We start from the raw sequence: 23502 nt of genomic DNA, 5'->3' as shown, positions 1-23502 counted from the left end.
ACTGAGTAATTTTATCTTACATCAGTTTGGAGGTTTACACAAACTTTGGGATACTCCCACAATAAGATACTATTTTTCCCACGCCTACTATGAGAACGGCGGCTATGAGATAGAAATTGCATATACTGGCGAATAAAAGAACCGCTGTTGCATGGTTTATTGGCTTCCATGTAGCAGCGATTGAGCTGGGCACATGATACCCAGCTCTTTTACTATCTACTTTCAACATAAATTTAAAAATCACATATAATTATCCACTAAGTTATATGTAAAACTGTGCAAATCCTAATACAATTTTGCACCTGCTGGGATTGCGTCATCTAACATTACCAGATTCAGTTTTTCTTCTCCATTTACATTGTGAATTGCAGAAAGAAGCATACCACATGAATCTATTCCCATCATAGAACGTGGTGGAAGATTTACGATTGCAAGTAAAGTTTTACCTACAAGTTCCTCCGGCTCGTAAAATGCATGTACTCCTGAAAGAATAGTTCTTTCATTCTCTGTACCATCATCAAGTGTAAATCTAAGAAGTTTCTTACTCTTAGGTACTGCCTCACAATTTTTTACCTTTACAACACGGAAGTCTGACTTTGAAAATGTGTCAAAATCAACATATTCCTCAAATAATGGCTCAATCTCAATCCCTGTATTATTTTCAACAACTGCTGCCACTTCTTCTGTTACTACTTCATTGTTATCCATTTGATTGTAACTCCTTTGCATTAATTTCTCATAATAATATGTAATGTCGGTTGAAACCGCATTACTATTAGCTAGTATACCATATACATACTATTTATGGACGAAATAGGACATTTTTTTCAAATTGGTTGAATTTGACCCTATTTAACCAATCATAACCCCTATTATATAGCAGTTTGGAGTACTAATTGGTTTAATAATCAGTTTAAACAAAGAGATCTAACCAATCTTAAACCGATTAATCTTTAATATATTTTATCAACCTCAGATTCATACACCGATTCAGTATGAGTATCAAATAGCACCCACTCCACCAGATCAAACCAATCCGGTTTATCCTGCAAAAACCTATTTACTGTATGTACTGCAATCTTTGCTGCCAACTCAACCGGAAAACTATATACTCCCGTTGATATAGAAGGAAATGCAATAGACCTGATTCCATTATCCATTGCCAGCTTCATGGAATTAAAATAGCAGTTAGCAAGAAGTTCCTCTTCTCTATTCCTTCCACCATTCCATATTAGTCGGTCATTTTTTGCGGACAGTTCATACATGCTATCCTTTTCTGTTCTCTGCTCCTGCGTTTGCTCTCGTTTGATTTCTCCCTCCGTATCTTCTTGGCACAAGCAGGACAATACCTTGATGCACCAGAGCCCGGGACATATTCAACGCCGCACACCGTACAATTTTTAGCGGGCATTGCTGCCCACCGTTTTGTAGGTATGATATGTAATTCATCGACAAAGCCGATGAATTTATAGTAAATCTTGATTTCCTGCTTCACTGTTCCGTCTGCCATCTTCTCACGCTCCGAAACAAGTATCTTGTCTATGAGTGCGTTTATAACTGTTGCATCCAGTTCTTTTAAGCCTTGATAATTTCGGATAAGGGCGAGGAAGTCACGGATTCCCCGTGATTTCTCGTAGCTTTCATTAAGAGTTTCCGTCACCTCTTTCAGCCTTGCTTCAATTTCAAGCTGCTCTTTCTGGTATTTCCCCGACATCATCTCAAAATTCCGCTCGGTAATACGCTCCATGACCTTATCCTCGTAGAGAGAGGAAAACAGCCTGTCCAGTTCCGCAAGGCGTTTGTTCAGCTTCTTACGTTCTTTCTCTAATGCTTTCGCCCTGCTCTGGTCTGTTTCCGTGAGCCGCTTTTCTATGGCCCTGACCGCCTTTTCATCATTCACTGCCATATCCGCAAAACAGTTGATGTCGGCAAGAACGGCATTGAATAAATCCCTTGCTTCTATATTGTGGGCACTACACTCGCTTCTTCCGTTTCTTGCATAATTATTACATGAATACTGTACACAGTCGATAATCTCTGGGCGTTTCCTCCTGTGTACGTTCATTGCCCGCAGAGCACATCCGCAGTCCACACACTTGATAACGCCTGCAAAAATATTTACAAATCCTCCCTTGTTCTGTGGAAGCCTACGACTTGTAATAAGCTGTTGGACAATATCAAATTCCTCCTGCGTGACTATTCCCTCATGGGTATTGGGTATCACTTCCCATTCTTCGGGCAGCTTAGAGGGGCGTTTCTTGCTTTTCATATTGGCGGCAATCCGTTTGTAGCCTACAAGATTTCCCGCATATATCGGGCTTCTTAAAATGCTCCTCACGCTGTTCCCACTCCAAATATAGCGTTTGTCCTCGTTCCCCTCAAAATGACGTTCAAAGCCTGTTTCGCCACGCTCCGCCGCATAAGCGGCAGGGCGTAGGATATGCTGTTTATTAAGATGTCTGCAAATTTTGGCAACTCCATTCCCTTTTAATGCAAGGTCGAATATCTCTTTTACAACATGTGCCACTTTATCATCTATCAGCAGATGGTTGTGGTCGGCAGGGTCTTTGATATAGCCATAAGGGGCGGTAGTTCCCATGAATTTCCCCTGTTGAAACCTCGCCCGATATGCCGATTTTATCTTAACAGATATGTCAGCGGCATACATTTCGTTTAAAATGTTGCGGAAAGGCGTGATGTCCATAGCAGATTTATTCAAGGTATCTACGCCGTCATTGACCGCTATATACCTCACGTTATGCTCTGGGAAGAAAACTTCCAGATATAACCCACAATCAAGATAGTTTCTCCCCAGACGGGATAAATCTTTCGTAATCACGCAGTTTATCAGACCGCTTTCAATGTCTTTTATCATATTCTGGAAACTTGGTCTTTGGAAAGCTGACGTTAGATAACGATACTTTTGAAAACACTGGAAAATCAAGGTTTTTCGAGCGACGGACAAGCAGGGTATTGTACTAAAAACTGAATACGACGCAGAAGCGGCGTTTCTTACTCTCTATACGGGAGAACAGGAACGCCGCTTTTTTCATGCCCTTTGTTACGCAGTAGGGGCAGAAAAAGCCTTGCTACAAGCGGTTTTCCGGGTGCGTATATGGCGCGGCAAGGGATTTATACCTTATCCCCCGAAACCGCGCTTCTACTGCGTAACAAAATCCACAGCAAAAGGAGTGATTTACTATGGCAGTTTTCCGGGTGGAACGAAACAAGGGCTACACCGTTATGAGCAACCACCACCTACGCAACAAGGAGCTATCCCTAAAAGCAAAAGGGCTGTTGTCGCAAATGCTGTCACTCCCCGAAGATTGGGACTACACCTTGAAAGGCTTATCCCTTATCAACCGGGAGAAGATAGACGCTATCCGCGAAGCCATTAAGGAGCTTGAACGTGCCGGGTATATCGTCCGGTCAAGGGAGCGCGACGAGAAAGGACGCTTGCGGGGCGCGGACTATGTGATATTCGAGCAGCCGCAGCCGCCTACGCCGGATTTACCTACATTGGAAAATCCAACATTGGATAATCCAACGCAGGAAAAACCAACATTGGAAAAACCTACGTTGGAAAATCCAACGCAATTAAATAAAGATATACAAAGAACTGACTTACCAAAAAAAGAAAAATCAAATACAGATTTATCAAGTACCCATTCCATTCCTATCCTTTCCCCTAACCCCTCTCCTTGCGGTGAAGCGGCTACGCCGCCGGAACGGAAAGGAACGGAAGCGGCAGCACAGAGCGCAGTAGAGATATACCGGGAAATCATCAAGGACAATATCGACTACCACATTCTCAAACAGGACATGAAGTTTGACGGGGACAGGCTGGACGAGATTGTAGACCTCATGCTTGAAACCGTATGCACCGCCAGAAAGCGGGTACGGATTGCGGGGGACGACTACCCGGCAGAGCTTGTGAAGTCAAAGTTTATGAAACTGGACGGCGAACATATCCGCTTTGTGCTTGACTGTATGCGGGAGAACACAACGAAAATCCGCAACATCAAGCAATATCTGAAAGCCGCCCTTTTCAATGCCCCGTCCACAATCGGCAACTACTACACTTCCCTTGTCGCCCATGACATGGCAAGCGGCGCACTGTCACCGAAAAAGCCGCAGTACGGCGACCCGGACTATTATTCATACAACGAGGGCGAAAGCCTGTAAAACAACAAAAGGAGGATTTTATTATGGCACAGAAAATGACAGGAGCATTGGTATTTGACGAGCGCACCGACCGCTACGACATTCGCTTTGACTTAAACAGCTACTATGGCGGGCTGCATTGCGGAGAGTGCTTTGACGTGTTCGTGCGGGGCAAGTGGAAGCCTACCCGGATTGAATACGGCGATAACTGGTATCTTGTGGGTATCAGAGCCGAGGACTTGAACGGCTTGCGGGTGCGTATCTGACCGCCGCCCCATAAAGAAACGCGAAAGGAGGACGCGAGAAATTGCAGGACGAAGTAAACGAAAAGACCATAGCCCTTTACATCAAGACCGGGAAGCTGACCGCGCAGACGCTCCAAAAGGCAATGAAAGCCATTCTGTCAAAGGGCAAAAAGCAGCTTACGAAACAGCCACAGGGCAAGCAGAGCCTAAAGCAGCTTATGAAGCAGAACGCGGGCGTTTCCAACATTGAGATTACCGAGGGCAATATCAAAGCCTTTGAGGGTACGGCGAAAAAGTACGGTATCGACTTTGCGCTGAAAAAGGACGCGACGGAAAGCCCGCCCCGCTATCTGGTTTTCTTCAAGGGACGGGACGCGGACGTGCTGACCGCAGCCTTTAAGGAGTTTTCCGCAAAGAAGCTGACACAGGAGAAAAAGCCCTCAATCCGAAAACTGCTCTCTACGCTCAAAGAAGCTGCACAAGGCAGAAACGCGGAACGGGCGAAAGTCAAGAACAAGGACAGGGAGGTATCGCTATGAAGCCGGAAATCAAGAAGCTGCTTATCCTAAATCTCCCGTATCTGCTCTTTGTCTGGCTCTTTGATAAAGTGGGCGCGGCTGTCCGGCTCTCCCCCGGCGCGGACGCAAGCGCAAAGCTGCTACATCTTAGGGACGGTTTTACCGCCGCCTTTTCCAATATCGCACCGAGCTTCCACCCGGCAGATTTACTTATCGGCATTGCGGGGGCGGTCATTGTCCGGCTGATTATCTACACCAAAGGCAAGAACGCGAAGAAATACCGCCGCGGGACAGAATACGGTTCGGCGCGTTGGGGCGGAGCTGACGATATAAAGCCGTACACAGACCCGGTATTTGAAAACAATATCCCTTTAACACAGACGGAACGGCTTACCATGAACAGCCGCCCGAAGCAGCCGAAATACGCAAGAAACAAAAATATCCTTGTAATCGGCGGTTCTGGCAGCGGCAAGACCCGGTTCTTTGTGAAACCGTCGCTCATGCAATGTACGTCAAAGGATTTTCCGACTTCGTATATTGTCACAGACCCGAAAGGAACACTGATTTTGGAAACCGGGAAAATGTTACAGCGGTACAAATACCGTATCAAAGTGTTAAATACGATTAACTTCAAAAAATCCATGAAATACAATCCCTTTGCCTATTTGCGGAGCGAAAAGGACATTTTGAAGTTAGTCAATACCATTATCGCCAATACCAAAGGCGACGGGGAAAAATCCGGCGAGGATTTCTGGGTGAAAGCGGAAAAGCTCTACTACACCGCGCTAATCGGCTATATCTGGTATGAAGCCCCGGAGGACGAGAAGAACTTCACGACGCTGCTTGAAATGATAAATGCGTCGGAAGCCCGCGAGGACGACGAGGATTTCCAGAACCCGGTTGACCTTATGTTTGAACGTCTGGAAGAAAAAGACCCGGAACATTTTGCAGTCAAGCAGTACAAAAAATACAAACTTGCGGCGGGCAAGACCGCAAAAAGTATACTTATCTCATGCGGCGCGAGGTTAGCCCCATTCGACATTAAGGAGCTGCGCGAGCTTATGGAAACCGACGAAATGGAGCTTGACACCATAGGGGACAGAAAGACCGCCCTTTTCGTCATTATCAGCGACACCGACGACACCTTTAACTTTGTCGTGAGTATTCTCTACACACAGCTATTCAACCTTTTGTGCGACAAAGCAGATGATGAATACGGCGGGCGGCTTCCCGTCCATGTGCGCTGCCTGTTAGATGAATTTGCGAATATTGGGCAAATCCCCAAATTTGAGAAGCTAATCGCAACCATACGGAGCCGGGAAATCTCCGCGTCAATCATCTTGCAGAGCCAGTCACAGCTAAAGGCAATCTACAAGGACAACGCCGATACCATAGTCGGCAACTGCGACACCACGCTTTTCTTGGGCGGCAAGGAAAAAACGACGCTCAAAGAAATATCGGAGATTTTAGGCAAAGAAACCATTGACAGCTTCAACACTTCCGAAACCAGAGGGCGGGAGCTTTCGCATGGGCTGAACTATCAGAAATTGGGAAAGCAGCTTATGACGGAAGATGAAATCGCAGTCATGGACGGAGGGAAATGTATCTTGCAGCTACGCGGGGTGCGCCCGTTCTTTTCGGACAAATTCGACATAACGAAGCACCCGAAATACAAGTACCTGTCCGACGCAGACCCGAAGAACGTCTTTGACATGGAAAAGCACCTTAAACGCCGCCCCGCCATTGTCAAGCCCGACGAGGTTTTTGACTATTACGAGATTGACGCAGCAGACTTACAGGAGGACGCAGACTATGAGGAAACGTAGAGCAGAGGAAAAACAAAAGCAGCTTGAACGGTTTTTAATGAATGTTGCGGAAGCCGCCGACGCTGCATTATGGGAGTATTGGCGGGAAAAGGAAGCGGAACACCGCTGTTTTGCAACGGAGTATGTCACGCGCCGGGGGCTTATCCCGCAACAGTGACAGCATGGCAGACCGCCGGGACAGGGGAAGCTACACTTCCCCTACGCTGCCTTGCGGCAGCTACCCCTTTGTGAACTTGCGGGAAGCGAACACCTTGCTATGCAAGCTATTCACTTCCCGCAAGTCTGAATAATACCCGTCCGGCAGCACAGCGGGACACCGAAAGGAGGAATGGAAGCAATCACATATATCAATATCGGCTACATGATACGCGCCCCTACTTTCCGGCGCAGTACACAGCGGCAGGAGCCGCACCCCCTACAACTGAATACCGCCGCGCCGCAGAGCTTACGCAGCGCGGGGACAGCCGCCTTTACCAGAGGGCGGTTTTTTTGTGCGGCGGCATACGCTGACCGCCTTTTGTCCGCTTGCCGGACAGCCGCAGACGCGGCAGAAAGGATATATTTATGGCATTTTTCAATAGCGCAGTAGACGTTTTGCAGACCCTTGTTGTAGCACTTGGAGCCGGGCTTGGTATCTGGGGCGTGATTAACCTTATGGAGGGCTACGGCAACGACAATCCGGGCGCGAATGCTCATGTGCGGTAAAGTAATAAAAAGATTTAGGTAGCCGCCTTAACTATTCCTAAATAAGATAATATGCACAGTATTTTCTCGTAAATAGAAAATAAATTATTGCATTTTACCAATTATTATGTTAAAATGACAATGTAACAAAGAGCTATGTATTTTTAAGGAAAGGGAGGAACTTATGAATTTAAGAAAATCTATTTTAGCACTTTCAGTAGTAGTTGGAATTGTAGCTGCTCCAATGACTGTATTTGCCGCTCATACTCATAGTTGGGGTTCTCCCCAGTACTATGGATATGAAGATGAATGCCTGGTATATATGATGACTGGGATAAATGTGCGACACGTCATGTATATAATTACAAACAATGTTTAATTTGTGGAGAAGTAAGCATTTATGAAGTTGAGACGATTGAAATGTCTCACAAATGGGTGAATGGTGCATGTGTATATTGCAACAAAGGTTACGCGAAAGAGATAAATTAACATAGTATCATTACCGGCAAGTTTATGATCAAAAAATAGAAAGCATTGAGAATATTTCAAAATTTCTTGAAAGTACTCTCAGTGCTTTCTTTGATAATATGAAAGGAGAAATAAATGCAAAAAAAACAACTTTCTGTATTAGTACTAATTATTTTATGCTTTTTATTAGGATGTAACAGAGAAACACCAAAAGATGAATCTCAACAAAATTATGAAGATGAATCTAATATTTCTAAAACAAATGGAGAAGAACTTGTAAATATAAACAGTGAATTGTTAGGTTCGACTCCTTTTGATATCCAAATCGATAAAACAGCATTGCAGACTAGAAAAGAAACAGAAACAGAAGTTACAATAAAGACAAATTTAACAGACTGGGGTTATACTGTTTCTTCTGAAAAAGGGAAAATATCTGATATAAATAAAAATTCATTCATATATATAGCACCTAAAGATGAGAGGGATGATACTATAAAAATACAATTATCGGACTATGAAAATGGCATATCATATGAATATACAATTCCACTTATTTTTGCGGGAAACAATGAACATTCTTTAGATAAATTCAAGGAAAATCTTTCAAGATTACCTAATAGTTAGTAAAGAGTCGATAGACTAAAGTACCACCATCCTCTTTTATTTCAACTGAATATCCATCCCGCCGCACCGCAGCGGCACATGAAGCAGTAAATCCGAAAAAGATTTGCTGCTTTTTTTGCGTCCATTTTTGGCAAATTTCCAAAAGTTCCGTATTAGACAGTGAAACCAAAAAAGGCTGCCATTTTTTTCAGACAGCGGGCAAAACGCAGCTTCCGAAACGCCTTATTGTCGGGAAAGACCGAGCCGCCGGAAAAGTTCTTGCCGGAAAGTCCGTCCATTCTGCTCTTTTGTGGTTTGTAGGGAGTAAGGGAAAAACGCCAGCCCGCAGCCTTTTATAAAAAAAGCTGGTTATAGATTTTCTGAAAAAGTGGCAGTAGCAAGTGAACGGCAGGCCGGCAGTTTCTTAGAGCAAGATTCTACCGAGGTGCCAAAATTCGCTTATCGCTCATTTTGCCCCTGCGGGAATCTTGTTGGGGAGTGCCTTCCCCAAACCCTGCTTATGCGGCTTGCGCCGCTGAAAAACCCCTCAAAATATTTTTCGGATTTTTCAAAAACAGTTCCGCTTCACACCCTGTTTTTCTCCTATTAGTGAGAGGACACCACGCACAGAAAGGAGGTCAACCACCTATGAAACGATACAACACGCCGCACCGCAGCCGGGTAGTCAAAACACGCATGACCGAGGAAGAATACGCCGAGTTTGCCCAGCGGCTTTCTGCTTACCACATGAGCCAAGCCGAGTTTATCCGGCAAGCCATAACCGGGGCAGCCATACGCCCCATCATAACCGTTTCCCCCATCAATGACGAGCTGCTTGCCGCTGTCGGGAAGCTGACCGCCGAATACGGGAGGATCGGCGGCAACTTAAACCAGATAGCCCGGACGCTGAACGAGTGGCACAGTCCCTATCCGCAGCTTGCCGGGGAGGTACGGGCGGCGGTTTCCGACCTTGCTGCCCTAAAGTTTGAAGTCTTGCAGAAAGTGGGTGACGCTGTTGGCAACATTCAAACATATCAGCTCTAAAAACGCCGACTATGGCGCAGCGGAAGCCTATCTCACATTTGAGCATGACGAGTTTACCATGAAAGCCACCCTTGATGAAAACGGGCGGCTGATACCGAGGGAGGATTACCGCATTTCTTCCCTCAACTGCGGGGGCGAGGATTTCGCTGTTGCCTGTATGCGAGCCAATCTCCGCTATGAGAAAAACCAAAAACGGGAAGATGTGAAAAGCCACCACTATATCATCAGCTTTGACCCACGGGACGGGACAGACAACGGCTTGACCGTAGACCGGGCGCAGGAGCTGGGCGAGCAGTTCTGCAAGGAGCATTTCCCCGGACACCAAGCCCTAATCTGCACCCACCCGGACGGGCATAACCACAGCGGGAATATCCATGTGCATATCGTCATCAACTCCCTGCGGATTTACGAAGTCCCGCTTCTGCCCTACATGGACAGACCAGCCGACACGCTGGAGGGCTGCAAGCACCGCTGCACCAACGCCGCTATGGAATATTTCAAGAGCGAAGTCATGGAAATGTGCCACCGGGAGGGGCTTTACCAAATCGACCTCTTGAACGGCAGCAAGGAACGGATAACCGAACGGGAATACTGGGCGGCAAAGAAAGGGCAGCTTGCCCTTGACAAAGAGAACGCCGCCAGAGAAGCCGCCGGACAGCCGACCAAGCCCACCAAGTTTGAAACGGACAAGGCGAAGCTGCGCCGGACGATACGGCAGGCACTTTCCCAAGCTGGCAGCTTTGACGAGTTTTCTTCCCTTTTGCTGCGGGAGGGTGTGACCGTCAAGGAGAGCCGGGGGCGGCTTTCCTACCTCACGCCGGACAGGACAAAGCCTATCACAGCCCGAAAGCTGGGGGACGATTTTGACAAGGCTGCTGTCCTTGCCCTGCTCACGCAGAACGCCCACAGAGCTGCCGAACAGACCAAAGCCATACCCGAATACCCTGCCGCAGTTAAAAAGCCGTTACAAGGGGAAAAAGCTGCAAAAACCACCCCGGCAGACAACACCTTGCAGCGCATGGTTGACCGGGAAGCCAAGCGAGCCGAGGGCAAGGGCGTGGGCTATGACCGCTGGGCGGCAAAGCACAACCTAAAGCAAATGGCAGCTACCGTTACCGCCTATCAGCAGTACGGCTTTTCCTCCCCGGAGGAACTGGACGAAGCCTGTTCTGCCGCCTATGCCGCCATGCAGGAAAGCCTTGCGTGGTTGAAGCAGGTGGAAAAGACGCTGAACGGGAAAAAGGAGCTGCAACGGCAGGTGCTTGCCTATTCCAAGACCCGCCCTGTCCGGGACGGGCTGAAACAGCAGAAAAACGCCAAAGCAAAAGCAGCCTACCGTCAGAAGCATGAAAGTGACTTTATCATAGCAGACGCAGCCGCCCGCTATTTCAGGGAGAACGGCATTTCCAAGCTGCCGAGCTATAAATCCCTGCAAGCAGAGATTGAAAGCCTTATCAAAGAGAAAAACAGCGGCTACAACGATTACCGGGCAAAACGGGAGGAGTACCGCCGCTTGCAGACTGTCAAGGGCAATATCGACCAGATTTTACGCCGGAGCGAGCCGCAGCGCAGAAAGGAGCAGAGCCATGAACGGTAATATCCCCCGCATGGACTACCGCCAGTACCGGGCAGCCCGCCGCCTTGTGCATGAGTGCTGCAACTATGACAGCGGGAACTGCCTGCTGTTGGAGGACGGCGAGCCTTGCGTGTGTGTACAGAGTATCAGCTATTCGCTGCTCTGCCGCTGGTTTACCGCCGCTGTCCTGCCCCTTGATGAAGCACTGGAAGCCGCCCTCTTGCGCCGGGGAAGCCGGAAACGCTGCGCTGTCTGCGGGGCGTTCTTCTTCCCAAAATCCAACCGGGGGAAATACTGCCCGGACTGCGCCGGACGCATGAAGCGGATAAACGCCGCCAAACGGAAGCGGAAACAAAGGGAGAAATGTCACGCTTTAGGGCATTTCAAACCCGCATAAATCAAGGCTTTTTTGGAGGGTGTCAAAGGGTGCGTGATACATTTATCCTTTTCCCTTAAAAACGCCCCCTAAAAGCGTAACAGAACCCACAGACAGACACCACAAGGAGGTGAACCCTATCGCTGATTATATGACCGCAGGAACGGAGCTGCCCGCTTACCTGCCTTACCCCCGTTTCCTGCTGGAAACAGACCTATCCCACACCGCAAGAGAGTTATATGCGCTGCTGTTAGACCGTTCCACCCTTTCGCAGAAGAACGGCTGGCAGGACAGCGAGGGACGGACATACATTGTCTACCCCATAGCAGAGATAGCGGAAATGCTGGATAAAGGCTGCACCACCATAAAGGGCGCACTGAACGAACTGGACGCTGCCGGGCTGCTGGAACGCAGACGGACGGGCTTTTCTGCCGCCAACCGTCTGTATGTGAAAGTGCCGCCTATCCCAGTGGTACAGTTTTCCGACCAACTGACGGACGGAAAACCGCCCCTCATAAGGGCGGGAAACCGACCAACTGACAGCCGGAAAACTGACCTTATGACGGTCGGAAAACCGTCCCCTAACCAAACTAATATAAACAACCTAATAGAGAGCCAAACAAAAGGAGCGAGTGAGGGGCAGCCCCCCGCCGCTTATGGCAGATATAAAAATGTATTTCTTTCTGACACAGAACTTTTGGAGCTGGAACAGGACTTCCCCGGCAAGTGGGAGTATTACCTTGACCGCCTTTCCTGCCACATCGCTTCCACCGGGAAGCAGTACCAGAGCCATGCAGCCACCATTTACAAGTGGGCGCAGGAGGACGCTGCCAAAGAGAAGCCAAAGAAAGGCATACCGGACTATTCATTCAAGGAGGGAGAAAGCCTATGACCGATACAATCCACAACACCATACTGCCTATGACCGACACCACAGCCGAGCCGGAGGATTACACCGGGGAGGACGGGCTTTTATACTGCGGCAAATGCCGGAAACCCAAAGAAGCCTATTTCCCGGAGGGCAAGACCTTTTTCGGGCGTGACCGCCACCCGTCAGAGTGCGACTGCCAGCGGGCAGCCCGTAAGGAACGGGAAGCCGCCGAGAAGCGGCGCAGCCACCTTGAAACGGTGGAACGGCTGAAACGGCAGGGCTTTACAGACAAGACCATGCAGGACTGGACATTTGCCAACGATAACGGCAGCTGCCCGCAGATGAAGAACGCCGCCGGATATGTGGCACGCTGGGAACAGATAAAGGACGGGAACTACGGGCTGCTCTTGTGGGGCAGGGTAGGCACTGGGAAAAGCTATTTTGCCGGGTGTATTGCAAACGCCCTCATGGAGCAGGAAGTCCCGGTGTGCATGACAAACTTTGCAGCAATATTAAACGACCTTGCCGCCAGCTTTGCGGGCAGGAACGAATATATTTCCCGCCTTTGCAGCTTCCCCCTGCTCATCATTGACGATTTTGGAATGGAGCGTGGCACAGAATACGGTCTGGAACAGGTCTACAATGTGATTGACAGCCGCTACCGGAGCAGGAAGCCGCTGATTGTGACGACCAACCTCACGCTGGAGGAATTGCAGCACCCGGAGGACACCGCCCACGCCCGGATTTATGACCGCCTGCTTGAAATGTGTTCCCCTCTCTGCTTTACCGGGGAGAATTTGAGGAAAGCCGCCGCACAGGGAAAAATGGAACAGCTGAAACGGCTGCTTGCCGGAAAGGAGATTTGCCTATGACCGACACCCAGAGAAACAAACGCCCTGCCCGCCGCCCGGACTGCGTGACCGAAACGAGGATAGGCAACACAATCCTTGTGGTGTCTGGCTTTTTCAAGGAGGGGGCGACCGACACCGCCGCTGACAAGATGATGAAAGTGCTGGAAGCAGAAGCCGCCGCCGGATATTTGACCTGTGATAAGCCTGATTGAAAAACCGTCATTTTTACCGACCGTAAAGAAGCAGATTTGACGCTTTTGCCGCTATACAGACAGCCGCCCCATGTGGTACAATCAAGGTACGGAATAGTGGGGCTGGCTGTCGGAAACGGAGGAATTTATGTTAAGACAGACCACCCAGCAACTCATTACCGCCCTTTACCCAAGACTGTCCCATGAGGACGAGCTGCAAGGCGAGAGCAATTCCATTTCCAACCAAAAGAGGATTTTGGAAACCTATGCCAAACAGAATGGATTTTCTAATCTGCGCTGGTACACCGACGACGGTTATTCCGGTGCGAACTTTCAAAGACCCGGATTTCAAGCCATGCTTGCAGACATTGAAGCAGGGAAAGTCGGGACAGTTATCGTCAAGGATATGTCGAGGTTAGGGCGAAACTACTTACAGGTGGGAATGTACACAGAAATGATTTTCCCACAGAAAGGTGTCCGCTTCATCGCTATCAATGACGGAGTGGACAGCGCACAGGGGGAAAATGATTTTGCCCCGCTGCGGAACATTTTTAACGAATGGCTGGTGAGAGATACGAGCAAGAAAATCAAGGCAGTAAAACGCTCTAAGGGCATGAGCGGAAAGCCCATCACAAGCAAGCCCGTCTATGGCTACCTCATGGACGAGGACGAAAACTTTATCATTGACGAGGAAGCCGCCCCGGTGGTACGGCAGATTTACAGCCTTTGCCTTGCCGGGAACGGTCCGACCAAGATAGCCCGTATGCTGACCGAGCAGCAAATCCCCACGCCGGGGACGCTGGAATACCGCAGGACGGGCAGCACCCGCCGCTACCACCCCGGCTATGAGTGCAAGTGGGCGACCAATACCGTGGTTCATCTGCTGGAAAACCGGGAATATACGGGCTGTCTGGTAAACTTTAAGACCGAGAAGCCGTCCTACAAGCTGAAACACAGCATAGAAAATCCCCCGGAAAAGCAGGCGGTTTTTGAGAACCACCATGAGCCTATCATTGACCGGGAAACGTGGGAACGGGTGCAGGAGTTACGCAAGCAGCGCAAACGCCCCAACCGTTATGACGAAGTGGGCTTGTTCTCCGGCATACTCTTTTGTGCCGACTGCGGCAGCGTCATGTACCAGCAGCGATACCAGACGGACAAGCGCAAGCAGGACTGTTATATCTGCGGAAGCTACAAGAAACGCACCGCCGACTGCACAGCGCACTTTATCCGCACTGACCTCTTGACCGCTGGCGTACTCTCCAATCTGCGGAAAGTTACCAGCTATGCGGCAAAGCATGAAGCCCGGTTTATGAAGCTTTTAATCGAGCAGAATGAGGACGGGGACAGACGCAGGAACGCCGCCAAGAAAAAGGAGCTGGAAGCCGCCGAGAAACGCATAGCCGAGTTATCTGCTATCTTCAAGCGGCTGTATGAGGACAGCGTAACCGGGCGCATATCGGACGAGCGTTTCACAGAGCTGTCGGCAGACTATGAAGCCGAGCAGAAAGAACTGAAAGAACGTGCCGCCAGACTGCGGGAAGAACTTTCCAAAGCGCAGGAAGCCACCGCAAACGCTGAAAAGTTTATGAATGTGGTACGCAGGCACACTACCATTGAAGAACTTACCCCTACTCTGCTGCGGGAGTTTGTGGAGAAAATCGTTGTCCATGAAAGCGTTGCCCTTGACGGGAAACGCCGGGGCAAGTTACGCAGACAGGAAATCGAAATCTATTATTCTTTTGTCGGCAAGGTAGAACTGCCCGACACCTAACCGCCCGACCTATCCGACATACCTCATGTGCCGGATAGGAACGGCAAAATTTTTTACACTTCTATTACTTCTTTATCACACATAAGCAAAAAGCCAGGGCATGAAGCAGCTTATGGCGGGCGGCGGCGTTGCCCTTATCGGCATGACCCTTGTACCGCTGCTTTCCGGGCTGTTCGGTTAAGAAGCGCGGGTAAAGGCTTATGCAGAGCATACTTGACGCGATTAACGAATGGATAAAGGAAATCCTCATAGGAGCCATAAACGGTAATCTGTCAACTATGTTCGGGGACGTGAACGAAAAAGTCGGCACTATCGCCGCAGAGGTAGGGCAGACCCCGCAAGGGTGGAACGCAAATATATTCTCCATGATACAGACGCTTAGTGAGAATGTAATCGTACCCATTGCGGGGCTTGTCATTACCTACGTCCTATGCTATGAGCTTATCAGCATGGTAACGGAAAAGAACAATATGCACGACGTTGACACTTCCATGTTCTTCAAGTGGGTGTTCAAGGCGTTTGTGGCAGTCTACCTTGTGACTCACACCTTTGACATCACTATGGCGGTGTTCGATATGGCGCAGCACGTTGTTTCCGGCGCGGCGGGGGTAATCGGCGGCAACACAGAGATTGATGTTGCCGCCGCCCTTGCTTCCATGCAGAGCGGGCTTGACGCTATGGAAATCCCCGAACTGCTCTTACTTGTCATGGAAACAAGCCTTGTGAGCTTGTGCATGAAAATCATGTCCGTACTGATAACCGTTATTCTCTACGGGCGCATGATAGAGATTTACCTTTACTGTTCGGTATCGCCTATCCCGTTTGCAACAATGACGAACCGGGAATGGGGGCAGATAGGAAACAACTACCTAAAATCCCTGTTCGCTATCGGTTTTCAAGGCTTCCTCATAATGATATGCGTCGGCATTTACGCCGTACTGGTGAACAACATGGTAATAGCGGACAACCTGCACAGCGCGATATTCTCCCTTGCAGCCTATACCGTTATCCTCTGTTTTTCCCTGTTCAAATCCGGCGCACTGGCGAAGTCGATATTCTCCGCGCATTAGCGGCGTGTCAAGGGGAGGGTGGAGATTTTCAGAGCGAAGCGGCGAAAATACGACCCGACCTTGACGCGGATAACCCCCATATAATACGGGCGGGCAAAGGGCATAGATTGACCTTTGCCTTGATTACCCTTTATGGGAAGTTACAGCAACACCAAACCCAGAGAAAGGAGGTTTTCACTTGGCGTATGTACCCGTACCCAAAGACTTATCCAAAGTCAAGACAAAAGTAGCGTTCAACCTTACCAAACGGCAGATTGTATGTTTTGCGGCGGCTCTCCTGTTCGGCTTGCCGCTTTTCTTTCTGCTCAAAGACAGCACAGGCACAAGCCTTGCGTCTATGGCTATGATTGCCGTCATGCTGCCCTGTTTCCTGTTCGCCATGTATGAAAAGCATGGACAGCCCCTTGAAGTGGTGGTGAAGAACATCATTCAGACGAAATTCATAGCCCCCAAAGAACGACCATACAGGACAGACAACCTTTATTCCGTCTTAGAACGGCAGAGAAAACTTGAAAAGGAGGTATCAGCGATTGCAAAAGGAAACACGAAGAAACAGCGCGGCGGGAAGCGCAAAGCCTAACCCGCCCCGCAAGCTCACCCGCGCCGAGAAAAAGCAGATTGCGGAAATCATCAGACAGGCAAAGGGCGACGGGAAAGCCCACACCGCGCAGCAGACAATCCCCTATATCCAGATGTACCCGGACGGTATCTGCAAGGTTACGGAGCGCAAATACTCAAAGACCGTCGCCTTTGAAGATATTAACTATCAGCTTGCACAGGCGGACGACAAGACCGCCATTTTTGAGAACTGGTGCGATTTCCTCAACTACTTTGACGCTTCCGTTTCGGTGCAGCTCTCTTTCATCAATCAGGGGACGCAGCGGGGCGAAGCGGAAAAAGCGGTCAATATCCCGGCACAGGAGGACGCTTTCAACTCTATCCGCACAGAATACCGGGATATGCTGAAAAACCAGCTTGCAAAGGGCAACAACGGGCTTGTCAAGGCAAAATATATCACCTTTGCCATTGAAGCCGACAGTCTGGGCGCGGCGAAATCCCGCCTTGCCCGTATCGAAACGGACGTACTGAACAACTTTAAGCTCTTGGGCGTAGCTGCCCGCCCCATGACAGGCTATGAACGCCTTAAAATGCTGCATGGCATTTTCCACCCGGAGGGCGGGCAGTTTGCCTTTGATTTTTCATGGCTTGCCCCGTCCGGGCTTTCCACAAAGGACTTTATCGCCCCGTCCTCTTTCCGTTTTGGCGAGGGGCGTTATTTCCGCATGGGGCGCAAAATCGGCGCGGTTTCATTCCTTGAAATCCTTGCGCCGGAATTAAACGACCGTATCTTATCGGATATTCTGGATTTGGAAACGGGCGTTATCGTCAATCTGCATATCCACAGTATCGACCAGACCGAAGCCATAAAGACAATCAAGCGGAAGATAACCGACCTTGACAAAATGAAAATCGAGGAACAGAAAAAAGCGGTGCGCAGCGGCTATGACATGGATATTATCCCGTCCGACCTTGCCACTTTCGGCAGCGAAGCAAAAAATCTCTTACAGGACTTGCAGAGCCGGAATGAAAGAATGTTCCTCTTGACGTTCCTTGTGGTGAACATGGCAGACACAAAAAGGAAACTGGAAAATGACGTGTTCGCGGCGGCGGGCATAGCACAGAAGAACAACTGCGCCCTAACCCGCCTTGACTACCAACAGGAAGCGGGGCTTATGTCCTCTGTACCGCTTGGGGAGAACCTTATCCCCATTCAAAGGGGGCTTACCACGTCAAGCACCGCTATCTTTATCCCCTTTATCACACAGGAGCTTTTCCAGACGGGCGCGGCTTTGTACTACGGCTTAAACGCCCTGTCTAACAATATGATACTCTGCGACCGCAAGCAGCTAAAGAACCCCAACGGCTTAATCTTGGGTACGCCGGGAAGCGGGAAATCCTTTGCAGCCAAACGGGAAATGACAAACGCTTTCCTCATTACCGACGACGACATAATCATCTGCGACCCGGAAGCAGAGTATTTTTCCCTTGTGCAGCGGCTTGACGGGCAAGTGATACGCTTGTCGCCTACGGGCAAGGGCATTGACGGGAAGCCCCAGTATGTGAACCCTATGGATATTAACCTTAATTACAGCGAGGACGACAGCCCCCTTGCGCTGAAATCCGACTTTATCCTCTCCCTCTGCGAGCTTGTCATAGGCGGCAAGGAGGGCTTGCAGCCCGTCGATAAGACCGTCATTGACCGCGCCGTTAGGAACGTGTACCGCCCTTTCCTTGCAGACCCCGCCCCGGAGAAAATGCCGATTTTGGGCGACCTCTACGACGAGCTTTTGAAGCAGCCGGAGCCGGAAGCGGCGCGTATCGCGGCGGCGTTGGAGCTGTATGTTTCCGGGAGCCTTAACGTCTTTAACCACAGGACGAATGTAGAGCTTTCAAACCGCCTTGTCTGCTTTGACATCAGGCAGCTTGGGAAGCAGCTCAAAAAGTTAGGTATGCTCATTGTGCAGGACCAGGTATGGAACCGCGTCACCGTCAACCGGGCAGAAAGGAAATCCACCCGGTATTTTATGGACGAATTTCATCTTCTCTTGAAAGAGGAACAGACCGCCGCCTATTCCGTTGAAATCTGGAAGCGTTTCCGCAAATGGGGCGGCATACCCACAGCCATTACGCAGAACGTCAAAGATTTGCTTGCTTCCCGCGAAGTGGAAAATATCTTTGAAAACTCTGATTTTGTCCTCATGCTCAATCAGGCGGCGGGCGACCGGGCTATCCTTGCGAAGCAGCTCAATATCTCCCCGCAGCAGATGAAGTATGTCACCCACACCGAAGCGGGCGAGGGGCTTATCTTCTACGGGAACGTGGTGCTGCCCTTTGTAGACCGCTTCCCGAAAGACACCGAGCTATACCGGGTAATGACGACGAAGCCGGAGGAAGTGGGCGAAGCATGAACGGGCTGAAAACTGACACAATCATCAACCGGGACGCGCTCTATGCCTTGCGGGAGCTTCCAGAGGAAAGCGTACACTGTTGCGTCACAAGCCCGCCCTACTATGCGCTTAGGGATTACGGGCTTGATATGCAGATTGGGCGGGAGGACACGCCGGAGCAGTACATTGACAGGCTGACCGAGGTTTTCCGCGAACTGCGCCGGGTACTGCGTTCTGACGGTACGCTCTGGCTGAATATCGCGGACACCTACTGCGGCACAGGAAATAAAGGCTACCATGCAGACCCGAAGAACCCGAAAGGCAGAAACGGACAGCAGATTGCAAGAAACAACCGCGTTTCCGGCTGCAAACAAAAGGACTTAATCGGTATCCCTTGGCTTTTAGCTTTTGCCCTACGCGCTGACGGGTGGTATTTACGGAGCGACATTATCTGGCAGAAAGAAAACCCCATGCCGGAGAGCGTGAAAGACCGCCCTACCCGTTGCTATGAACATATCTTTCTGCTTACGAAGTCAAAGAAATATTTCTATGACGCAGCCGCCATAGCCGAGCCGTTAGCCCCCACAACGGCGGCGCGGTACCGCACCGGGCGCAGCGCGGGACAGAAATATGCGGACGAAGTACCCGGACAGGGGAACGTACAAGGATTGAACCGGGCGCGAAGCGGCAGCTACTACGACGAAGCCCTCATGCCGACCATGCGGAACAGGCGGGACGTGTGGCTTATCAATACCGTTCCCTACAAGGGCGGGCATTTCGCCGCGTTCCCGCCGAAGTTAGCCGAAACCTGTATCAAGGCGGGCTGTCCGAAAGGCGGCATTGTGCTTGACCCCTTTTTCGGCAGCGGCACGACGGGGGCAGCCGCAAGGCAGCTTCACAGGCATTATATAGGCATTGAGATAAACACCGAGTATTGCGCCCTTGCAAGGGCGCGGATTGGAGGGACAGAAAAATAAAACAGTATAAAGCGCGTGAGAAAGTCACGCAGAAAATGACCCGCGAGGGGGCTGTCGAGGTAAACGCCGCCACCGGGAAAAAGAAACGTATCAGCAAGCGGATAAGGGACGCGGACTTTGCAAAGACCGAAGCACCGCAGCAGCCGGAACAGGCAGCGCAGCCCCTACCGGGCGGCACAGCTCCCCCGCCCTTAACCGACACGCCGCCGCTTCCCCATGCGCCGGGGGCAGAACGGGAACAGGACACCGCAGCAGCCGAGCGCGTCTTGGAGCGTATCGACGGGGCGCGTACCAGAAAGGCGAGCAAAAAGGCGGCAAGGAAAGCACAGGCAGAAGCCACAGCAAAAGAAAAATCTTCCCGCTTGCAGTTTACCGACGAGGAACGGGCAACACCGGAGCTTGAAAAGTATATCCGAAAATCGGACAAAGCAGCCGACCGTCTGGACGCGGCAAAGGCGGCTATCCCCAAAGAAAAGAAACTTGTACGGGAGCGCACCTTTGACGAAGCTACCGGGAAAGGCAAGACCCGCCTACGCTTTGAGGAACGGGAAAAGCCCATAGGAAAGAATAAGCCCCACAATAACCCGCTATCCCGCCCCGCACAGGAAGCGGGTATTTTCGTCCACAACAAGATACATTCCGTTGAAAAGGACAATTCCGGCGTTGAGGGGGCGCACAAATCCGAAGAACTGGCGGAGCGCGGCGCAAAGTACGGGGCGCGGAAAGTCAAGGAGGGCTACCGCAGCCACAAGCTGAAACCCTACCGGGCGGCGGCAAAGGCAGAGAAAGCGGCGTTCAAGGCGAATGTGGATTTCCAGTACCATAAAGCCCTGCATGACAATCCGCAGATTGCGAACAATCCCCTTTCCCGCTTCATGCAGAAGCAGCAAATCAAGCGGCAGTATGCAAAGGCAGCAAGGAAAGGCGGCGCAAAAACGGCGCAGAAAGCCGCAGAGAACACCCGCAAGGCGGCAAAAAAGACCGCCGAGGAAACAAAAAAGGCAATCGCTTTTGTAGGGCGGCACCCGGCGGGCGTATGTATCGCCGTTGCCGCGCTGCTCTTATTCATCATGGTATCGGCGGGGCTTTCCTCTTGCGGTTCCATGTTCTCCGGCTTGATGAACGGCATACTTGGGACTTCCTACACGTCGGAGGACAGCGACCTTGTGGCGACGGAGAACAATTACGCCGCAAAGGAAAACGAGCTTCAGCAGCAGATTGACAATATCGAAAGCACCCACCCCGGCTATGACGAATACCGCTATGACCTTGACAGTATCGGGCATAACCCCCATGAGTTAGCGTCCTACCTCACCGCCCTTTTACAGACCTACACCCCGCAGAGCGCACAGGCAGAACTAAACCGCGTCTTTGCCATGCAGTACACCTTGACGCTGACGGAAGAAACGGAAATCCGCTACCGCACAGAAACAAGCACCGACCCGGAAACAGGGGAAACGACCACCGAGGAAGTACCCTACGAGTACCATATCCTCAACGTGAAGCTGACGAACAAGCCCATTTCCGAGATTGCGGAGGAACTTCTAACGCCACAGCAGCTTGAAATGTACCGCGTCTATCTGGAAACAAGCGGAAACAAGCCGCTGATTTTTGGCGGCGGCTCCCCCGATATGGGCGCGTCCGAGGATTTAAGCGGCGTACAGCTTGTAAACGGCACACGCCCCGGCAACACCGCCGTTGTAGACCTTGCGAAGCGGCAAGTCGGCAACGTGGGCGGGCGACCCTTTTGGAGTTGGTACGGATTTAACAGCCGCGTGGAATGGTGCGCCTGTTTCGTTTCATGGTGCTACAATCAAGCCGGAAAGAGCGAGCCGCGCTTTGCCGGGTGCCAGTCACAGGGCGTACCCTGGTTCCAGTCACGCGGGCAATGGGGCGCGAGGGGCTATGAGAATATCGCCCCCGGCGACGCTATCTTTTTCGACTGGGACGGGGACGGGAGCGCAGACCATGTGGGGCTTGTTATCGGAACGGACGGGGAGCGCGTCTATACCGTCGAGGGCAATTCCGGCGACGCCTGCAAGATAAAGAGCTACCCCGTCAATTACTCCTGTATCAAGGGCTACGGGCTGATGAACTGGAACTAAAAACAAACATAACACTGAAAATCTGAAAGGAGAAATTTATTTATGGCTATGAACAAGATTGAACGTATCGACAAAGAGATTGCAAAGACCCGCGAGAAAATCACCGAGTACCAGAACAGATTAAGGGGGCTTGAAGCGCAGAAAACCGAAGCGGAAAACCTGCAAATCGTACAGCTTGTGCGCTCCATGCGCCTTTCCCCGCATGAGCTTTCCGCTATGCTTTCCGGGGGCGGTATTCCGGGCATGGAAGCCGCGCCGGGCTACCCCGCAGAACCCGCAGACCATGACAACGAAGAAATGGAGGACACCGAGAATGAATAAGAAAATCATTAGAACCTTGACCGCACTTTGCGCCGCCCTTGTACTTATGGGCGGCTTTTCCGTCACCGCTTTTGCACAGACCCCGGAGGGAGAGGACGACACCAACGACAGCGGCGTTGTCTACGAGGAACCCCAAAAGGAAGAACCCCTTACCCCGGACGGGAACGCGACCCTTGTAGACGATTTCGGCGGCAACAAGCAGCTTATCACCGTAACGACCAAAAACGGCAATTACTTCTATATCCTCATTGACCGGGACGACGAGGGCGAGGACACCGTACATTTCCTTAATCAAGTGGACGAAGCCGACCTCTTAGCACTTATGGAGGACGGAAGCACCGAAGCAGCCCCGCCCGCCGTTTGCAGTTGCACCGATAAATGCGAAGCCGGGAAAGTAAATGTGAGCTGCCCCGTCTGCAAGGACAACATGACCGCTTGCAGCGGCAAGGAAGCGGAGCCGGAAACCGAGGAACCGACGGAGCCGCCCAAAGAAAAAGGCAATACAGGCGGGCTTATGTTTTTCCTTGTCGTGGCACTTCTTGGCGGCGGGGGCGCACTCTACTATTTTAAGTTTATGAAACCGAAGCAGAGCGTCAAGGGCGACACCGACCTTGAAGATTTCGATTTTGACGATTACGACGAGGACGAGGGGGACGGGCTTTCTGATGAAGAACAGGAGGACGAGGAAGCATGACCCTGTTTACCGACAATCCCTTTGAAAAGATGATGATACAAAGACAGGGCGGGCGGCGTGACAATGCGCCGCCCGTTCCCCATTCCCCGGCTTGCGCTTCCTGCCCGTACAAAGGGCAGCTCCCTTGTGTGGGCTACTGTCTGAAACAGGTACAGAAGAAAAAGGCAAGCGAGCCGGAACGATGAAAGGAGGATTT

General features: G+C 50.6%; 24 protein-coding genes and 3 pseudogenes. 24 read left to right on the top strand and 3 right to left on the bottom strand.

Going from position 1 to position 23502, the window contains the following annotated elements:
* Positions 1-285 precede the first annotated feature (285 nt).
* The 3 genes and pseudogenes from DW819_RS12740 to DW819_RS12730 all read right to left on the bottom strand — a co-directional run.
* A pseudogene (locus DW819_RS12740) lies at positions 286-654 on the bottom strand (hypothetical protein); the annotation flags it as partial.
* A 299-nt stretch (positions 655-953) separates the two neighbouring features.
* Positions 954-1172 carry a macro domain-containing protein gene (locus DW819_RS12735; protein ID WP_347560204.1) on the bottom strand — a complete coding sequence of 73 codons (219 nt, stop codon included), beginning with the start codon at positions 1170-1172 and terminating at the stop codon, positions 954-956.
* Between the two features lie 59 nt (positions 1173-1231).
* On the bottom strand, positions 1232-2875 hold the full coding sequence (locus DW819_RS12730) for a recombinase family protein (RefSeq protein WP_004607528.1): 1644 nt from the start codon (positions 2873-2875) through the stop codon (positions 1232-1234).
* A gap of 326 nt (positions 2876-3201) precedes the next feature.
* Here DW819_RS12730 and DW819_RS12725 point away from each other — a divergent pair, with 326 nt between their 5' ends.
* The 24 genes and pseudogenes from DW819_RS12725 (at position 3202) to DW819_RS12610 (ending at position 23491) form a co-directional block, all read left to right on the top strand.
* The gene (locus DW819_RS12725) at positions 3202-4185 is read left to right on the top strand and encodes a DUF6017 domain-containing protein (protein ID WP_118399233.1); all 984 of its coding nucleotides are present in this window, start codon (positions 3202-3204) and stop codon (positions 4183-4185) included.
* A 23-nt stretch (positions 4186-4208) separates the two neighbouring features.
* The gene (locus DW819_RS12720) at positions 4209-4430 is read left to right on the top strand and encodes a DUF5348 domain-containing protein (RefSeq protein ID WP_002569164.1); all 222 of its coding nucleotides are present in this window, start codon (positions 4209-4211) and stop codon (positions 4428-4430) included.
* A 41-nt stretch (positions 4431-4471) separates the two neighbouring features.
* Positions 4472-4948, top strand: a complete 477-nt coding sequence (locus tag DW819_RS12715; protein ID WP_118399232.1) for a PcfB family protein — start codon at positions 4472-4474, stop codon at positions 4946-4948.
* Entirely contained in the window at positions 4945-6753 is a 1809-nt protein-coding gene (locus tag DW819_RS12710) for a VirD4-like conjugal transfer protein, CD1115 family (protein ID WP_118733574.1), read from the top strand. Before DW819_RS12715 ends, DW819_RS12710 begins: the two co-directional genes overlap by 4 nt.
* Positions 6740-6910, top strand: coding sequence for a hypothetical protein (locus DW819_RS15730; RefSeq protein ID WP_181975800.1), 171 nt, complete (start codon positions 6740-6742; stop codon positions 6908-6910). The genes DW819_RS12710 and DW819_RS15730 overlap by 14 nt, the downstream gene beginning before the upstream one ends.
* A gap of 407 nt (positions 6911-7317) precedes the next feature.
* Positions 7318-7446 (top strand): annotated as a pseudogene (locus DW819_RS12705) (Maff2 family protein); the annotation flags it as partial.
* Positions 7447-7621: 175 nt separating this feature from the next.
* Entirely contained in the window at positions 7622-7816 is a 195-nt protein-coding gene (locus tag DW819_RS15970) for a hypothetical protein (RefSeq protein ID WP_243025847.1), read from the top strand.
* 224 nt (positions 7817-8040) lie between these two features.
* Positions 8041-8529 carry a hypothetical protein gene (locus DW819_RS12695; RefSeq protein ID WP_002569239.1) on the top strand — a complete coding sequence of 163 codons (489 nt, stop codon included), beginning with the start codon at positions 8041-8043 and terminating at the stop codon, positions 8527-8529.
* A gap of 627 nt (positions 8530-9156) precedes the next feature.
* Positions 9157-9552: a plasmid mobilization relaxosome protein MobC gene (locus DW819_RS12685; RefSeq protein ID WP_002594236.1), complete on the top strand. Its 396-nt coding sequence runs from the start codon at positions 9157-9159 to the stop codon at positions 9550-9552.
* Positions 9524-11149 (top strand): relaxase/mobilization nuclease domain-containing protein, encoded by a 1626-nt coding sequence (locus tag DW819_RS12680; protein WP_002594235.1) that lies wholly within the window; start codon positions 9524-9526, stop codon positions 11147-11149. Before DW819_RS12685 ends, DW819_RS12680 begins: the two co-directional genes overlap by 29 nt.
* A complete protein-coding gene (locus DW819_RS12675; RefSeq protein ID WP_002594234.1) occupies positions 11139-11525 on the top strand; it encodes a cysteine-rich VLP domain-containing protein in 387 nt (128 codons plus the stop codon). Before DW819_RS12680 ends, DW819_RS12675 begins: the two co-directional genes overlap by 11 nt.
* Before the next feature lie 130 nt (positions 11526-11655).
* On the top strand, positions 11656-12396 hold the full coding sequence (locus DW819_RS12670) for a replication initiator protein A (protein ID WP_002594233.1): 741 nt from the start codon (positions 11656-11658) through the stop codon (positions 12394-12396).
* Entirely contained in the window at positions 12393-13247 is an 855-nt protein-coding gene (locus DW819_RS12665) for an ATP-binding protein (protein WP_002594232.1), read from the top strand. Before DW819_RS12670 ends, DW819_RS12665 begins: the two co-directional genes overlap by 4 nt.
* Positions 13244-13438 carry a transposon-encoded TnpW family protein gene (locus DW819_RS12660; protein ID WP_002594231.1) on the top strand — a complete coding sequence of 65 codons (195 nt, stop codon included), beginning with the start codon at positions 13244-13246 and terminating at the stop codon, positions 13436-13438. The genes DW819_RS12665 and DW819_RS12660 overlap by 4 nt, the downstream gene beginning before the upstream one ends.
* Positions 13439-13565: 127 nt before the next feature.
* The gene (locus tag DW819_RS12655; protein WP_002594230.1) at positions 13566-15191 is read left to right on the top strand and encodes a recombinase family protein; all 1626 of its coding nucleotides are present in this window, start codon (positions 13566-13568) and stop codon (positions 15189-15191) included.
* An 85-nt stretch (positions 15192-15276) separates the two neighbouring features.
* Positions 15277-15372 (top strand): annotated as a pseudogene (locus DW819_RS16140) (Maff2 family protein); the annotation flags it as partial.
* Positions 15373-15391: 19 nt separating this feature from the next.
* Entirely contained in the window at positions 15392-16261 is an 870-nt protein-coding gene (locus DW819_RS12645; protein ID WP_118398084.1) for a VirB6/TrbL-like conjugal transfer protein, CD1112 family, read from the top strand.
* Between the two features lie 178 nt (positions 16262-16439).
* Positions 16440-16841: a PrgI family protein gene (locus DW819_RS12640; RefSeq protein WP_118398081.1), complete on the top strand. Its 402-nt coding sequence runs from the start codon at positions 16440-16442 to the stop codon at positions 16839-16841.
* Positions 16792-19230 carry a VirB4-like conjugal transfer ATPase, CD1110 family gene (locus tag DW819_RS12635; protein ID WP_118398078.1) on the top strand — a complete coding sequence of 813 codons (2439 nt, stop codon included), beginning with the start codon at positions 16792-16794 and terminating at the stop codon, positions 19228-19230. Before DW819_RS12640 ends, DW819_RS12635 begins: the two co-directional genes overlap by 50 nt.
* Positions 19227-20186: a site-specific DNA-methyltransferase gene (locus DW819_RS12630; protein ID WP_097771234.1), complete on the top strand. Its 960-nt coding sequence runs from the start codon at positions 19227-19229 to the stop codon at positions 20184-20186. Before DW819_RS12635 ends, DW819_RS12630 begins: the two co-directional genes overlap by 4 nt.
* Before the next feature lie 35 nt (positions 20187-20221).
* A complete protein-coding gene (locus tag DW819_RS12625) occupies positions 20222-22291 on the top strand; it encodes a CHAP domain-containing protein (protein ID WP_097771233.1) in 2070 nt (689 codons plus the stop codon).
* 42 nt (positions 22292-22333) lie between these two features.
* Positions 22334-22612, top strand: a complete 279-nt coding sequence (locus DW819_RS12620; RefSeq protein ID WP_016289910.1) for a DUF4315 family protein — start codon at positions 22334-22336, stop codon at positions 22610-22612.
* Positions 22605-23306 carry a DUF4366 domain-containing protein gene (locus DW819_RS12615; protein ID WP_097771232.1) on the top strand — a complete coding sequence of 234 codons (702 nt, stop codon included), beginning with the start codon at positions 22605-22607 and terminating at the stop codon, positions 23304-23306. Before DW819_RS12620 ends, DW819_RS12615 begins: the two co-directional genes overlap by 8 nt.
* Entirely contained in the window at positions 23303-23491 is a 189-nt protein-coding gene (locus DW819_RS12610; protein ID WP_097771231.1) for a hypothetical protein, read from the top strand. Before DW819_RS12615 ends, DW819_RS12610 begins: the two co-directional genes overlap by 4 nt.
* The last annotated feature ends 11 nt before the right edge of the window (positions 23492-23502 follow it).

The organism is Clostridium sp. AM33-3 (genome assembly GCF_003480315.1).
Classification (GTDB): Bacteria; Bacillota; Clostridia; order Lachnospirales; family Lachnospiraceae; genus Brotaphodocola.
Note: the sequence above shows the minus strand (reverse complement) of the source record. Positions and strands in the feature narration are given on the sequence as shown.